Raw genomic sequence first — 16,060 nt, 5'->3', positions numbered from 1 at the left:
GAAGGATATTTAAATGTAAAGTGTAATTTGCAGTAGATCTTCATGGAATAATGAGGAGGATTTATAAATATATGAATATTAGTGAATTTGAGCATATTTTTGAGGAAATATATCCTGTCAATATAGATAAGCTCTTAGAAGCTACAGTTAGAAACTCTGGTTCAGACTTGCATTTAGCTGTTGGTATACCGCCAATGGCCAGAATAAAAGGGAAATTAGCACCTCTAGATTTTCCTGTTCTTACTGCTGAAGCTATCGAAGAATTAGTATTATCCATTGTTGAACCAGAGTATAAAAGGTATTTTGAAGATAACCTTGAGCTGGATATTTCCTATTCACTAGCAGGAGTTGCACGTTTCAGAGGAAACGTTATGAAGCAAAGGGGAAGCTTGGCTGCTGTTTTCAGGTCTGTTCCATTTGAGGTGCCAGACATAGATATATTAGGTATTCCTCCATCAGTCAAGGAACTTTGCTATTTATCAAGGGGCCTTGTTTTAGTAACTGGACCTACAGGAAGTGGCAAATCAACTACTTTAGCGGCCATGATAGATGTAATCAATACTGAAAGAAAACTAAATATAGTAACGATAGAAGACCCTATAGAATTCTTACATAAGCATAAGAACTCAGTTGTAAAGCAAAGAGAGGTTGGACTAGATACCCGCTCCTTTGCAAATGCCTTAAAGCATGTTTTAAGACATGATCCAGATGTTATCCTTATAGGTGAAATGAGAGATGTTGAAAGTATATCTATAGCACTAACTGCAGCAGAGACTGGTCACCTGGTATTTTCAACACTTCATACCCAAACTGCTCCTCATACAATTAACAGGGTTGTAGATGTATTTCAAGATTACCGAAGAGATCAGGTTCGTCAACAGCTTGCAAATACCCTTAGAGGTGTAATTTCACAGCAGCTTTTACCTACTGCCGATGGAGAGGGACGAGTAGCGGCAGTAGAATTTATGAAGGATACTCCTGCTATTCGAAATATGATTCGAGATGGAAAGGAACACCAGTTATATAGTGCCATTCAAACAAACCGCAACATGGGAATGCAGACAATGGACCAAGCTTTAGCCGATTTATATGCAAAAGGAAGGATAAAAAGAGACATAGCCTTAGAATATTGTATAGATAGAGTCGAAATTGAAAGGATAATGCAAAGAATTGAGAGCAACTCAAGTTCTTTTTGGAATAATTAACAAAAAGCATGAATTTTTGTAGAATAAAAGGATTCTTCCTAGTTCTTGGCGAATATGAGTATTTATTACTAAATTTCCATTAATGCATAATTTAATATTCAAAATTTTTGGGCAAAACCATCGAAAGATGGTGACTGCAAAGCCATTGGGTCTAAAGCTCTAATTAGTAGGGTTACGATAGCCAGGTTGCCATTTTGGGGTAACTATGGCTTTTTATTTGTTCATTTTTAATAATTTACTCATAAGTGAGGTTTGGTTAAATGGGAGTATATTCTTATGAAGTTATTGATAAACTAGGAAATTCGTCTACTGGTGATATAGAAGCCGATGATACTTCAAATGCAACTCGAAAGCTTCGTGAAAAGGGTTATATGGTAATAGAGATAAAAGAAATTAAAGGTTTAACTCAGGTTTCTTTTTTTCAAAGACCTCGCAAGGTAAAGCTTGGTGAATTGAGTTTATTCAGTCGTCAATTAGCTGCTATGCTTGATGCTGGTATTCCATTAACGCGAGCTTTATTTACGTTAAGTCGCCAAATTAATAACCCCACCTTCAAAAAAACAGTTGCTCAAATTGCTTCTAGTGTGGAGGGTGGCATGAGTTTCACAGAAGCACTAGAATTATATCCAAAGATATTTTCTTCACTTTATATTGGAATGATCCAGGCGGGTGAGATAGGAGGTACGCTTGAAGAATCATTACAAAGAATCTCAGAACAATTACAAAAGGATAAAACGCTTAGAGATAATATTCGTTCAGCTTCTGTTTACCCATTAGCGGTGCTTGGTTTTGCTGCTGTTGTTTTGACAGTCATGATGGTTTTTATTGTTCCTATATTTGTAAATATGTTCCCAGCAGGAACAGAACTTCCACTTCTGACAAGGATTATAGTTACATTATCAGATTTAATAAGAGGGTATTGGTATTTTTGTATAATTGGAATTTTAGCAGTTGTTTTCGGAGTACGCTATTATTTGAAAAGTCCAACAGGAAGCTACCAGTGGGATAAGGTAAAGCTTAAATTACCCGTATTTGGCTCCTTGATTCATAAGGCAGTCCTTGCTAGATTTTCAAGAACATTAGCAACGTTGTTATCAGGCGGTATTCCTGTAATGCAAGCATTAGAGGTTTCTGGACCTGCTTCGGGGAACCAGATTATCGCTGAAGCTGTGAATAATGCTAGAGAAAAGATCCAAGAGGGAAGAAGCATTGCCGAACCATTAGAGGAAAGTGGTCAGTTTCCTCCAATGGTGATACATATGATAGCAGTTGGTGAAGAAACCGGTTCACTTTCAACACTTTTAAATAGAATTGCAGAGTTTTTTGAGGATGAAGTTACCACCATGACAAAGGGTTTAACATCACTACTCGAACCAATTTTATTAGTTACTATAGGTATCCTGGTTGGTGGAATGGTTATAGCATTATACTTACCGATTTTTACGGCAATTACCAAAGTAGGGGGATAAATTAATGGGTGTAAGTGCTATTAATAAGCTACAAGACAATAAAGATGCTTTAGAGGTTGCCGCCTTAGATTATTCAAAAAGTGGAAGAAAGGAAGCATTAGATAGATTGTTAGATGCAGGCAAGGGTTTAGTGAATTATTATGCTAAACAATATTCTGGTGGGCGTATCATAGAAGACTTGGTACAATCTGGTTATGAGGGATTAATAAAAGCGGCAAAAAGGTATGACCCAACTAGACAGGTAAAATTTTCGACTTTTGCTTCTCATTATATTATGGGAGAAATAAGGCATGAAATATCCAGAGAAGCTAAATATGACCGAACTGATTGGATTATTAAAATACAAGTTAGGGTTAGAAATGCAGAGGACCAACTAAGACAGGAATACGGAAGGGAGCCTAGCTTAAGTGAAATAGCCAATGCCGTAAATATTCAGGAGCAGGGTGTCGCACAGGCAATGCTTGCTGGTAGGGTACCTTTAGATGACATTGATATTTCTAGTATTAAAAGCATTTACCATGAAAGCTTTCAGCTTCCTATTGAAGATCGCATCTTAGTAAGACAAGCTATTGAAAAGTTAAGTAAAATTCAACGTCAGGTAGTATACCTTATTTTCTATAGAGATTTAAACCAAACACAGGTTGCAGATGAGCTTGGTATTAATCAAAGACGTGTATCAAGAATATTACACCAAGCTTTAGGTAAGATTAGCTCTTTATATCATGGTTAGGGGTTGAGTATATGTTTTCATTTGGTACAAAAAGGGTGGTTGGTTTAGAAATTGACGATTGTGAGATCAGAGCGGTTGAGCTTGAAAAAAAGGGCGACATTGTTAATCTTATCAATTGGGGCAGAAAGAACCTTTCACCTGGATTAGTTAAAGACGGTATAATTGTTCAAGCTGATAAAGTGGGAGAAGAACTATCTGAACTATGGTTAGAGAAAAAATTTAAAAGCAAGGATGTAGTGACAGGCGTCTCTAACCAGGGTGTATTAGTAAGATTTGCTAATTTTCCAAAGATGCCCCAAAACAAGCTTCACAATTTTATCAGATATCAATCGCAGGACTATCTTCCCGTTTCTCTGGATACAATTGTATTTGACTACTCAATTATTGCAGAAGAAATTGAAGATGAGCATAAGAGTTTATTGGTTCTTCTTGTGGGTGCAAAAAAAGATATGATTGATAATTACGTTAGAGTTATGAGGCAAGCAAAGCTTGAACCTATAGATATCCAGGTTTCTCCATTATCATTGATGAGATTAATAGATAAAGAAGAATCAAATAAGGTTCTTGCCATTGTGGATATTGCTTATGGGTTGTCCAATATTGTTATTTCAGAGAAGGGCGTGCCTAAGCTAGCCAGAATGGTTCAATCTAGTATTCTAAATGCTGCACAGGTATCTGCTTGTACTGCTGAGGAGTTGGTATCTGGAACAAAAGAATTCATGCCCGATGCAATGCTTGCTTGGAGCGAAATACTAGCTGGAGAGATTCATACTTCAATGGGCTATTATCTAGCACAGAAAGGCGCTCAGGATGTGGATAAAATAATTTTAAGCGGTTTGGGTGCAAGTTTTGACGGGTTAGCTGAAAATTTAATGCAGATGTTGAGTATTCCTGTTGAGCTAATAAAACCATTTAAGGGTATTAGTGTAGATAGCAAGGTAAAAAGTGAAATTTCATATAAATCCTTAGATTTTGCCTTGAGTACAAGTTTGGCTTTGAGGGGAATGGAGGTATAGATATTGAATAATATAAGTTTGCTGCCACCAGAAATAAAGTTATATAAACAATCAAGGCAGAAAATGATGAACTACTCCTTTGCATTTATAATCGGTCTTATGGTCCTTTTGATTATTTATTTTGTTCTAATATTTGCTAACGTGCAGGCCAATTCCGAGTTGAATAAACTAAAAAAGGATAGAGCTACTTTGGATAGTGAAATACAGGTGCTTGGAAAATATGAGGATTTGCAGCAGCAGGTCATATTTGTTAACCAAACCTTTGAAAAAATTATGAATAATGTTCCTGATTGGGACGATTTGCTTGTAAATATAGGCTTAAATATCCCAGATGGTGTATGGCTTACAGATATGACAGCTACTCAAAGTAAAAGTAAAACTAAAAATGAAGATGAAGGTGAAGGTGAAGGTAAATCTACTACTGGGGGAGATTTGCTTGTTAGGGGCCTGGCAATAAACAATTCCCTGATCGCTAGCTGGTTAGATGAGATCCAAAAAATATCTCATGTTCAAAATGCCAATATTAGCTTCGCTAGTAAAAGGGTTGTTGATAACCAAAATGTTATACAATTTGAAATCAAGGCATCTATAACTCCCGGTGAATATGAAATACCCTTTTCAAAGGGGGTCTCCCAATAAATGGAAAAGAAGATTAATCTAAAAAAAGTTTCAATTGGTATATTAGGTGTAGCGGTATTGGGATTTATGCTTTTTTCAATGTACACACAGTTTATGTCTTTACAATTAGTTAAAGAGGATATATCCAAGGAAGAATTACTAATAACAAAAGCGGAAAAGAATCTTAAGGCTTTGAAGAGCCTTAAGGAACAGGAAGAGCTAATGTTAGCGCATGTTAAGCTATTAGACGAAGCAATGCCACCTAGTGCGGATGAATATGGTGCCATATTATACATTCAAGAAGCATTGCAGTTTCCAGATAGTGAAGTCATAGATATTCGATTTTCAGACAGGGTTTCTAATGGTGATTATAGTGAAATGCCTGTAAAGGTTGGTTATGAAGGATATTATCACGGATTAGTTACATTTTTGGATAACTTACAGAATGGCTCAAGAATAGTTCGAATAGATGGTGTAAAGATAGCTCGTGGAAGTGAAGGATTTCCGCAGATAAAGGCTGACATAGACATGAGTACATTTTATACTGATGAAAAATGAGTTGCTAAGCGGGGTGCACAATTTTGAAATTTACAGACCTTAAAAGCTATATTGGAAGCTATCTAATCGAAAAAGGTGAGATAACAGAAAAACAACTTCAGGAAGCTTTAATATATCAAAATAACTCTAAAGGTACAAGAAAATTTCTTGGTCAGGTGTTGGTGGATTTAGGCTATACATCTGAAGAAATGGTTGCTATGGCAGTTGCAAAACAGGCGGGAGTTCCTTTTGTTTCTTTAGAAAAATATGAAATAGATAATGTAGCAGTATCTATACTAGACCAGACAATAATTAAACGGTATCAAGCATTACCAATTGCTTTTGAAAATGGAAGACTGGTAGTGGCAATGGTCCAACCAAGAGATGTTATTGCAATTGATGATTTGCGTATTATCTCAGGATATGAAATACAACCCGTGTTGGTTACTGATAGCGAATTAGTAGCTTCTATAGAAACAAGAAGTAGAACGAACTTTGATGTTGAACAGGCCCCTGAAGAAGATGTAGATCAGGAAATTGTACCAGGGCATGATGCTGCAGAAAAACCAGCAGTAAAACTAGCTAATCTTATCCTTAGCCAAGCAGTCCATACTAATGTAAGTGATATACATGTTGAACCGCAAGAGAGAAGTCTAAGGATACGCTATAGGATTGATGGGGTTCTCCATGAGACGATGAGACCGCCAAGACGTTTGGCACCATCACTTGTTTCTCGCATAAAGGTTATGGCAAATATGGATATAGCAGAAAGGCGTATTCCTCAGGATGGCCGTACTACTTTAAAAATAGATGGAAAAACCATTGATGTTAGGGTAGCTTCTCTTCCATCAGCATTTGGGGAAAAGCTTACATTACGAATACTTGATAGAAGTTCTGAGCTTATAACCTTAAAAGACCTAGGATTTCCAGTTAAGCTGTTAAAGCACTATGATCAAATAATGAGATTGCCCTATGGTTTTATTCTTGTTACAGGACCCACTGGTAGTGGTAAAAGCACTACTTTATATTCCAGCTTAAAAGTGCTGAATTCTGTTGACAAGCACATTATAACTATAGAAGATCCAATTGAAAGGCGATTAGATGGTATTAATCAGATTCAGGTAAATAATCAAGCAGGAATGACATTTGCTTCTGGCTTAAGATCAATTCTTAGGAATGACCCAGATATAATCATGGTTGGGGAAATTCGAGATCATGAAACAGCTCGTATAGCAGTTGAATCAGCTTTAACTGGGCACCTGGTATTATCTACTTTACATACAAATGACTCTGCTGGCGCTATTACACGATTGGCAGATATGGGGATAGAGCCTTATCTTACTGCATCTTCATTAATAGGTGTTGTAGCTCAAAGGTTGGTAAGAACTTTATGCTCCCACTGTAAAAAGCCCTATGATATAAGCAGAAAAGAATTGTTAAAGAGTGTTCCAGATTTTCCTCTAGATAATGGAGAGGAAATTATTCGCCTTTATAAACCACAAACCTGTATTAAGTGTAGTGAAACAGGCTATAGGGGGCGTGTAGGTGTTTATGAATTTTTAATAATGAGTGAAGGCATTGGCAAGCTAACTCTTATGAGAAGTTCAACCAAAGAAATAAAAGAGATGGCTGTAAAAGAAGGAATGATAACCCTAAGGCAAGAGGGTTTGTTGAAGGCAAAGAAAGGTATCACCTCTCTTGAAGAGGTATTAAGGGTAATCGTATAGGTCTTATATTTTCTTATTTAATTTTCTAAAATTCAAAAGTGAAGGGATGTGCTGGTGGGGTGAACGATCTAAATGTCAACAAGGAGTTCGAAAAAGAAGGTCGCATAAAAGACTTTATTTCTCAAAATAAAAGACTGGTTGTTCTATTAGCAATATTAGCTGTCGTTATTATAGTTGGGATTTCAGTTAATGTCTGGGTTAATAATGCAAATAAAGTAGCAGAAGAAGAATTAATAATACCAGAAGCTGATATCATAGAAGACCAGATTGCCGAAATTCTACCTAAAACAGAAAGAACAGTAGAAGGTGATGAACTAACCACTAGCCCAGGTTCTATCCCTAAAGATCCATTCATGGGTCCTATGGTGCTTTTAGGTGTTATAACTGGGGGAAGAGATGATAATATTGCTATTATTAAATCAGGTAATACAACATATGTTGTAAAAGAAGGCGAACAAATACTTGATTATTGGAATTTAAAGGCGGTAAATGGAGACTCTGCTGTTTTAGAATCTGATGAGAGAGAAACTATGCTTAAGCTATCCGGAATGGCAATAAATTCTGAATCAACTTCTGCAACAACAAGCAATACTGTAAGCCTAGATGTTAGGAATGCTGATGTTAGAGATGTTTTATCTGCGCTAGCAATAAAGCTAAATGCAAATGTAATTTATACTGAAAAGCCTACCAATATAACATTAAAAGTAGAAAATGTTACATCCGTTAGAGCTTTAGAAATGGTGGCACAAAACCTTGGCTATAGCTATGCTCGACAAAGTGGATTGTATGTTGTTGGTAGCTCTAACAAACTTCATTCAGATTTTTTCAATCAAATGGTACTTACCAGATTTAATCTTATCTTCATTGAAGCAGAAATTGTAGAACCCCTTATAGGCAGGTTAAGTTTACCGGTAAAGAGTATTAGAATTCCAACAAACCAACAAGCAATTTGGATACAAGGTACACCACAAGCAATTCTTAAGATGCAAGAATTAATAAATGCTATTGATAGACCGGAAAATGCTGATGATGAAGAGATTTCTCTTGCATATAGATCTATTTGGACAAATGTTATTTCTCCATCTAGAGTTACCGAACTTTTATCTGATGCAGGTATGGATGTGGAAAATTATGTTATACTAGGCAGTAGACTACTTGTTTTTGATAAGGATTTATTCAGCAGGTGGGAAGAGATTGAAACACTTGTTAGAGAATTAGATAATATGAATGCAAGTGAATATAGGGTATTCGCTTTTGCATTAAAAAATACTGTGGCAAGAGATGCAGCTGAGAGACTTGATCAGTTTGATTATGAGGGTGTAAAAACTATTACTTTCAATTATCCTCAGTTTGGTCAGGAAATACTGGTTATTTGTCCACCACACTTAGAATCACAGGTATACAGTAGTTTAGTAAGTCTTGACGGCAATCGTAAAAAGATTAAAGCTCCTATTACTTCGGCTACTGGTGAAAATGCTAAGAGCATGCTTACGGCAAAGCGCACGCTTTTAAGTGAGTTAACTGATGTATCAGTAAAGGATATGTATCTTTCAGAAAACTTATCAGGAGATAGAGATGCTCCTCATTATGTATTATGGATTGAGGAAACACCTGATAAGATTCAATATCTTAATGAAATGATATTGAGGTTTGATGAGAAGTAATTTCAAGGTAGGGTAGGTTACCCCTACAAAAGAGTAAAAGGTGAGGTGAATATTAATGTTTAAAAAAAATGAGGAAGGAAGCGCAATGATTGTAGCTATCCTTGTTGTCCTTGTCCTCACTCTTCTAGGAACAGCCCTATGGAACTATAGTATGGCAGATACTATTCAAACTGCTAGAGAAGAAAAAAGAATGCAGGCATATTATCTTGCTCGTTCAGGAGCAGAAGCTGTAGCCGAAAACATAGTGAATGATACTGATAAGCTAATTTTAAAAGAGCTTGATAATTTAGGTGGTACAATCGAGCCCGCACCTTCCTATTTGGATGGTTCTACCAACCGATACTTTGAGGTTAAGATAGAAAGGCAGGATAGCAGGACATTATTAATAGAATCTATTGGAACTGTTGATGATTTATCCCAAAAAGTTACTGTAAAACTTGTTGGTGATAGTACGGGTGGATTTTTTAACATGACATTGCTGGCTAAAGGTGATATTACCTTTAGTGGGAATAAATATACCATTGACGGTTCAGTTGGATCAGCAAAGTCTGAAGATGAAGATCCATTTATTGGTCAGCACCTTCCAGATGATTTAGTGTATGATGTTTATCATCCATTTCCTCGTATTGTAATTCCTAGCTTTAGTGATGAAGTTTTAGAAGAATTCCAACCATTAGAGGATTATTCTCTTGGAAATACTGAAACAGATATTATTGACGAGAATACGATAGCTGATAGCTTTGATATTCGAGGTACCCTTACATTTAGCCCAACTGGAAATGAAGACATGTATGTTATTGTAGATGAGGATTTTGTTTTAAAAAGCAACTTAACAGTAGATACATCTTTGGGTGATGTTTACATTATATGCGATGGCAATTTTAATCACGACGGTACCATAGAGGTTTATGGGGGAGGAAACTTAATTATTTATGCAAATTATTATGTTAGCTCAGGAAACAGTACAACTATAACAAAACACGATAGTTTACCTAATGCACAGATATTTGTATGGGTATTTGGGCCTAACGGATTAGACCTTGGGGGAACTGTTGAAGCTAGTGGTGGATTTTATGCTGACATTGGAGATGCAAGCATTAAGGGAACCATTACGCTTAGTGGTTCAGTTATAGCAAACAATATAAAAGTAACAGGTGATTCTACTGTAAATAGTGAAGAATTAGAAGACGAAGGGGTAGCCCCTGATGTAGTTGAAGAGTATAGGATAAGCATATGGGGAGATTAGACCAAAGAATTTTAAAGGTAGTGATGGAAAATGCTTAAGAAGAAGGCTTTTCACCAGGATGGATTCACATTAATAGAGGTTCTAGTTGCTCTTACTATTTTGACTATCATTATAGTATCTTTTACAACCCTGTTTACTAGCAGTTATATACATATTATGTCTGCGGGTAATAAGAGTAAGGCAAACTATGAAGTTCAAAAGGACATGGAATCTAAGATAGCAGATGAAGGGGCTGATACCCACTATATTTTAGGTGTCAACTTTGATGGTTTTTATTTGGATATTCCAGGAGGACTTATTAATATTATAAAACCGCAAGGTGAAAGATCTTCAAAAGCTTCTGCATTTCTTCCTATAGTTGTTATTATAGATCCAGACCCTAAATACCTTGTAAAGATTGGCGAATCACAGGTAATTACTGTTAATATATTTGCTAGAAATGCTAATGGAATGAGCGTTAAAGCAGAGTATATCAGAGAATCAAGCGAAACTCCTATTGCTGTATCTAATACCGAAACCATTTCGAATAATGGAGTAGATTCAGATTTAACTTTAACTATTGACGACTATGGAGATGACGATGATTTTGATAATAAAGTATTTATAGAAGACATAATTAGGGTAACTATCTTCGATGATAATAATGAAAGCAGCTACGAGGCCTTATATAGGATATTTATTCCTACATTTTTAGCAGCTGGACCTGCCAACAAATTATTTGTTTCTGCAATAGGTGAAGATTGGAATTCAAATACATATACAACTGACGGCAAGAATATATATGGAGTTTCTAAGGTACCATCAGGTTTTCTAGCTGTAGGAGAATCTGGTGTTATATCCACTTCAGATGATGGGGTTTCATGGACAAAACGAAGGTATAATATTTTGAATGGCAGCAATCTAAAAGATGTGGCTGGTAATTCTAATACTATCATTGCTGTAGGAGAAAGTGGAACTATATTATACTCCAACGATCAAGGGGTAACGTGGAACGATTACGATGATGAGGGTATAGAGATAACTAATAATATTAATTCTGTTACATGGGGTAATAGTATGTTTGTTGCAGTAGGTGATGGTATTCTAACTTCAAGTGATGGTATTAATTGGACTGTTTCACAAGAAGTATATAGCTTAAACTCTGTAGCATCAGTATCAAACGATGTAATTGAAGGTGTTGATTTTGTAGCTGTTGGTGACGATGGAATTATTTTAACTGCAACTAAATCTACATCTACAAGTGACTTAACTTGGACAGAAACAGACTTTGGCGGTTCAGACCTTAAAAGTGTTACTGCTAGTGATGACGGTACATTAGTAGCTGTTGGAGAAGGGGGAAAAATTATCTATTATTTTGATGATGATACCTGGAATGAGATTAATGTAACCACGAACACATTAAATTCTGTTACCTGGGCTTTTAGTACATTTGTAGCTGTTGGGGATAATGGAGCAGTTCTTACTTCACCTGATGGAATTTATTGGACAGTTGAAACCTCAGACATTACGGATCATTTATATAGTGTAACTGGTAGAGATTGATGAGAGGTTATTTTATGAAAAAGACTACTTATGTTAAAAGTGAAAAAGGTTTCTCTCTTATAGAGTTAATTCTAACTCTAGCTCTTTTGGGTATTGTACTAGCTGTGGGCTATAACTTTTTTTTCTTTGGGCAAAGGTCATTTGCTATGGGAGAAGCGCAATCAGTTATCCAAAGTAGTGCTCGTAATACTGCAGCCATTATAACAAAGGACTTACGCAATGCCACAGAGATTACTCTTTTAGAAAGCAACCCCAGTATCGTTCCCGACGATAAAAGAGCTTTTTATCTAGATGGAAACATAATTTATCAAAAAGTCGGTACCTCAAATTTATATCAAACCGAAGCTTTTTTAGCTTCGGATGGTTTAAGCTTTAAACTGTCAGAAATTAATCTAAGTGATAAGTATAAACGATATGTATTAACCTTTACTATTATTGGTGAAAAAGAAGGTAAAAGCTATGAAATAGTGTCAAATATTCTTCTAAATAATGCTAAAATTTTAGGAGATTCGCTTGACAATACCAAGAATTTCATAGCTATAGAATACAAGAAATAGAAAGGGGACGGTTTAAAATTGGCAAATATTCATGATTTATTAAGAACTGCAGTTGATAGAGGTGCGTCCGATTTACACATAAAAGTGGGGATTGCACCTTTTATAAGGATAAATGGTGTATTAGAGACGCTAGATTTGCCTCCCCTTAGTTCAGATGATACATTAGGACTCTTAAATCAGGTTCAGGTTAATCCAGACAAACTGGAAATATTTAAGCAAACGGGTGAGATAGACTTTTCATATACCTGTAAAGAATTAGGATATTTCCGCATAAATGCATATAAATACAGGGATGCAGTAGGTATTGCATTTAGGGTAATAAATAGTGTTATACCCTCTATCAATGAATTAGGCCTTCCTGAATCTATTAAGATTCTTGCAAGACGTTCGTCTGGGCTCATCTTAGTTACTGGGCCTACCGGCATCGGTAAATCCACCACATTAGCAGCAATGATAGACTTAATAAATAAGGAAAAGTTTTGTCATATCGTAACCTTAGAAGATCCCATTGAATATCTTCATACACATAAGAAAAGTATTGTAACTCAAAGAGAGATTGGTAGAGACAGTAAAAGCTTCCCCAATGCTCTGCGAGCATCCCTACGCCAAGATCCAGATGTAATTATGGTAGGAGAAATGAGGGATTTAGAGACCATATCAATTGCAATTACTGCAGCCGAGACGGGACATTTAGTAATGGCTTCATTACATACAAAGGATGCTGCTCAAACTGTGGCACGTATCATAGATGTATTTCCTTCCAGCCAGCAGGAACAAATACGAGTCCAATTGGCAAACACACTAGCTGGTATCATCTCCCAAAGACTTATCAAACGAGCTGATGGAAGGGGCAGAATAGCTGCTGTTGAAATTTTGTTATGTACCCCTGCTATTCGTAACCTTATAAGAAATAATAAAATCCACCAGATTTATTCGTCAATACAGACAGGCTCCAAATATGGAATGCAGACCCTTGACAGTCAATTACAGATATATTATGAGAGGGGTATTATAGTAGCTGAGGATGCATTAGAGTATGCTGTTGATCAAGAAGCAATGATAACTTATTTATATGGCAAGGGTAGTAAGGTTTTTAGTAATCATGGTGTGGGGGTGAATAATAGATGAGAAAGAGAGCATTAATTCTCTTGATTTTTTTTGCAATGACCTTTTTATGTGTCAGCACAGTTGATGCAGCTGTCACTAATCAGGACAAGTATGATGCTGGTCAGAGGATGGTAAATCTTGAAATTGTTACAGGTTTTCCAGATGGCTCACTTGGACTTGAGCAAAGTATTACTAGGGCTCAGTTTGCTAAAATTGCCTTAACACTAAAAAGCTTTGATGAGACTGATGCCATGAAGGAAAATTTCACTAATTTTAAAGATGTTACAAAGGATCAGTGGTATACTGGTTGGGTGAATCTGGCATATAAGCATGAGATTATTATAGGGGACCCGTCTGGCTATTTTAGACCAAATGACACTATATCTTATCAGGAAGCAGTAACAATTCTTTGCAGACTGCTTGGATATGAAAATCTTCCATATCACTGGCCTGATAATTATCTTGAACAAGGTGAAGAAATAGGCTTAATAGAAGGATTATTTGAAAGACCGGATTTTCCCGCTCCACGTGGAGATGTATTTGTTATGTTAAGTAGGGCCTTAGATAAGCAAGTTGTTTCATGGAATACCAGGGAAGGTGAATTTTTACCCAATGAGGATATGGATACATTGTTAAACACAATGTTAGAGGACAATGAATCTATCACAGGCCGAGTTACCAAAAACTTCAGAACTGAGAATAGCTATAATAGGAATGAGGTTTGGATAGAGGCTGAAGATGAAAATGATAGTGGACTATTTAGCTTGAGGACCAATGATAATACTGATTATCTTTTAGGTCTAAATGTAAAGATTAAACATGATGATGGTCTAATATTTTCTCTAAATGTCATTACTGAACCAGATGAGATTAAGCATAGTACTGTTTCCCAATTTAGGGAGGCAGTAGATAGGAGACCTGCTGATACAACATTTAAAGGTGATAAAACCAAGTACAGGTTTAGTGATGATTTTATATGCTATGTTAATTTCTCTGAAGGCTCACTTAAGGACAAAACCGATTACTTTGGAAAATTTGTACTTGAAGAGGGTAAAATTGCATTTGCTAGTATCTATGAATTTTTGCCAGAACTAAATGGTGCTGTTGTTAAAGATGCTTCTGCGCGTTCCCTAACCATTTGGAATGATCTAGGGATTGAAGACACCTTTGAATTTAGAGATTACAGGAATGTGTATCTTGTTGATACTAACCTCAATGACATTAATCTTGATGTGCTTAGGGCAGATAAACTAGTATATGGGTTTAAAAATCGTAATAATGAGCTCCATCTAATAGTAGATGGAATAAATACAGGCGGAGAACTTACTAATATTGCAACTAATAGTATTACGGTCAATGGTACAGAATATGTTGTAAATTCTAATTATGCCACCTTTTCAACAGACAGCGACAGCTCCATTCAATGGTATAACTTCGATGCAAATAAGTTAGCCAATTTGAGGACTAAAGAAGTACAGCTCTTACTTGATATGAATGGAGAAGTGCGACACATTCGTAACACAGTTAAAGAGGAGACAGATGAGTATTTTGGTATTCTTATTGATGCCTATGGATCAGATTTTATTAATCACAGGATTTTTAGAGTATTTACCTATAAGGGTTCTACTACTGCTTATTCAGTTGAAACAGATAGTGAATGGAGAATATTTGGAAGTTCATCAGGTTTCTTTAAGTTTGATGATAAGAAAAAACTTTATGTTCCCATTAGGTATGAGCTAAATGATGATGGAGATATTAAGGAAGGGTCTCTAAGGATAATCTTAGATCCTAGCGAGATATACAACTATAATGAGTTCAATCTATCAGGCAGGGGAGCTGAGCTACTTACTGAATATCCATTATATAATCTTAAGAATATGGAGTTTGGCGGAAACTTTAACTATATCCAGGAAGGCAGCAGAAAATTCTTCATTAACAGTAATACACTTATAATGAAATATGAGAAGGATGAAGATGGCTCTCATCATAAAGAAACCCTTCTTACATGGGATAGTATTAGAAATAAGATTCCTGAGAATTCACAGGCCTATGTAGTAGGTGCACCTGGTGGAGAAGCCAAGTTTGTAGTATTTCATACAGATTTTGAACAGGTAGCAGGTCAACCCTACTATGGAATTGTAACAGAGACTCCATATGCTAAGGGTGATCAGTGGGTTGCCAAGATTAATGTGGCCGAAGAGGGCATTAAAGAGTATTATGTGGAGAAAAAGACATCCCTGGGTCGGGGTAATATAGTTAAATTTTTTGCTTATAGTAATGGTGATATAGATATTATAACTAGGTATGGAAGTAGTACAAAAACTGACTTTAGAGATGTATACAAAACCGTTGGAGAAAAAGAAGATGATTATATTGAGCTTGAGCCAACTGGTGAGGGTGGAAGCACCTTCTGGTATGAGTTTACAGATGATACATTAATATTTGACTATGATAAATCACGCTACACATTCAGTTTAGGTAGGAGTACTATTAAGAAAAATGATAGAGTTATAGTTCTTGATGACGATAGAGTTATTAAAGTGATTTTAAAAGTAAACCATATTCATTAGTTGGAGCTTTTACTTGCTTTGTATAGGATGTGAGTTGCTATGAGGTTTAATAAAAGTCTATTATTTGTGTTA

General features: G+C 36.0%; 13 protein-coding genes. All 13 read left to right on the top strand.

The window, feature by feature from the left end; all coding sequences use genetic code 11:
* The first annotated feature begins 71 nt into the window (after nucleotides 1-71).
* The 13 genes from APF76_08085 to APF76_08025 all read left to right on the top strand — a co-directional run bounded on the left by APF76_08085 (nucleotide 72) and on the right by APF76_08025 (nucleotide 15,988).
* Nucleotides 72-1,205, top strand: coding sequence for a type IV pili twitching motility protein PilT (locus tag APF76_08085; GenBank protein KUO50597.1), 1,134 nt, complete (start codon nucleotides 72-74; stop codon nucleotides 1,203-1,205).
* A gap of 260 nt (nucleotides 1,206-1,465) precedes the next feature.
* Complete coding sequence (locus APF76_08080; GenBank protein KUO50596.1) at nucleotides 1,466-2,674, top strand: secretion system protein; 1,209 nt, start codon at nucleotides 1,466-1,468, stop codon at nucleotides 2,672-2,674.
* A gap of 4 nt (nucleotides 2,675-2,678) precedes the next feature.
* Nucleotides 2,679-3,404, top strand: coding sequence for a hypothetical protein (locus APF76_08075; protein KUO50595.1), 726 nt, complete (start codon nucleotides 2,679-2,681; stop codon nucleotides 3,402-3,404).
* Nucleotides 3,405-3,415: 11 nt separating this feature from the next.
* On the top strand, nucleotides 3,416-4,420 hold the full coding sequence (locus tag APF76_08070; protein KUO50594.1) for a hypothetical protein: 1,005 nt from the start codon (nucleotides 3,416-3,418) through the stop codon (nucleotides 4,418-4,420).
* A 3-nt stretch (nucleotides 4,421-4,423) separates the two neighbouring features.
* Nucleotides 4,424-5,059 carry a hypothetical protein gene (locus APF76_08065; GenBank protein ID KUO50593.1) on the top strand — a complete coding sequence of 212 codons (636 nt, stop codon included), beginning with the start codon at nucleotides 4,424-4,426 and terminating at the stop codon, nucleotides 5,057-5,059.
* Nucleotides 5,060-5,596 (top strand): hypothetical protein, encoded by a 537-nt coding sequence (locus APF76_08060; GenBank protein KUO50592.1) that lies wholly within the window; start codon nucleotides 5,060-5,062, stop codon nucleotides 5,594-5,596.
* Between the two features lie 23 nt (nucleotides 5,597-5,619).
* Nucleotides 5,620-7,302, top strand: coding sequence for a type II secretion system protein GspE (locus tag APF76_08055; GenBank protein ID KUO50591.1), 1,683 nt, complete (start codon nucleotides 5,620-5,622; stop codon nucleotides 7,300-7,302).
* A 59-nt stretch (nucleotides 7,303-7,361) separates the two neighbouring features.
* On the top strand, nucleotides 7,362-8,966 hold the full coding sequence (locus APF76_08050; protein KUO50590.1) for a hypothetical protein: 1,605 nt from the start codon (nucleotides 7,362-7,364) through the stop codon (nucleotides 8,964-8,966).
* A gap of 55 nt (nucleotides 8,967-9,021) precedes the next feature.
* Complete coding sequence (locus APF76_08045; GenBank protein ID KUO50589.1) at nucleotides 9,022-10,212, top strand: hypothetical protein; 1,191 nt, start codon at nucleotides 9,022-9,024, stop codon at nucleotides 10,210-10,212.
* A gap of 30 nt (nucleotides 10,213-10,242) precedes the next feature.
* Nucleotides 10,243-11,754 carry a hypothetical protein gene (locus APF76_08040; GenBank protein ID KUO50588.1) on the top strand — a complete coding sequence of 504 codons (1,512 nt, stop codon included), beginning with the start codon at nucleotides 10,243-10,245 and terminating at the stop codon, nucleotides 11,752-11,754.
* Between the two features lie 14 nt (nucleotides 11,755-11,768).
* The gene (locus tag APF76_08035; GenBank protein KUO50587.1) at nucleotides 11,769-12,311 is read left to right on the top strand and encodes a hypothetical protein; all 543 of its coding nucleotides are present in this window, start codon (nucleotides 11,769-11,771) and stop codon (nucleotides 12,309-12,311) included.
* Between the two features lie 18 nt (nucleotides 12,312-12,329).
* Complete coding sequence (locus APF76_08030) at nucleotides 12,330-13,439, top strand: type IV pili twitching motility protein PilT (protein ID KUO50586.1); 1,110 nt, start codon at nucleotides 12,330-12,332, stop codon at nucleotides 13,437-13,439.
* Nucleotides 13,436-15,988 (top strand): hypothetical protein, encoded by a 2,553-nt coding sequence (locus APF76_08025; protein ID KUO50585.1) that lies wholly within the window; start codon nucleotides 13,436-13,438, stop codon nucleotides 15,986-15,988. The genes APF76_08030 and APF76_08025 overlap by 4 nt, the downstream gene beginning before the upstream one ends.
* The last annotated feature ends 72 nt before the right edge of the window (nucleotides 15,989-16,060 follow it).

It is taken from the genome of Desulfitibacter sp. BRH_c19 (assembly GCA_001515945.1).
GTDB lineage: Bacteria > Bacillota > DSM-16504 > Desulfitibacterales > Desulfitibacteraceae > Desulfitibacter.
Note: the sequence above shows the minus strand (reverse complement) of the source record. Positions and strands in the feature narration are given on the sequence as shown.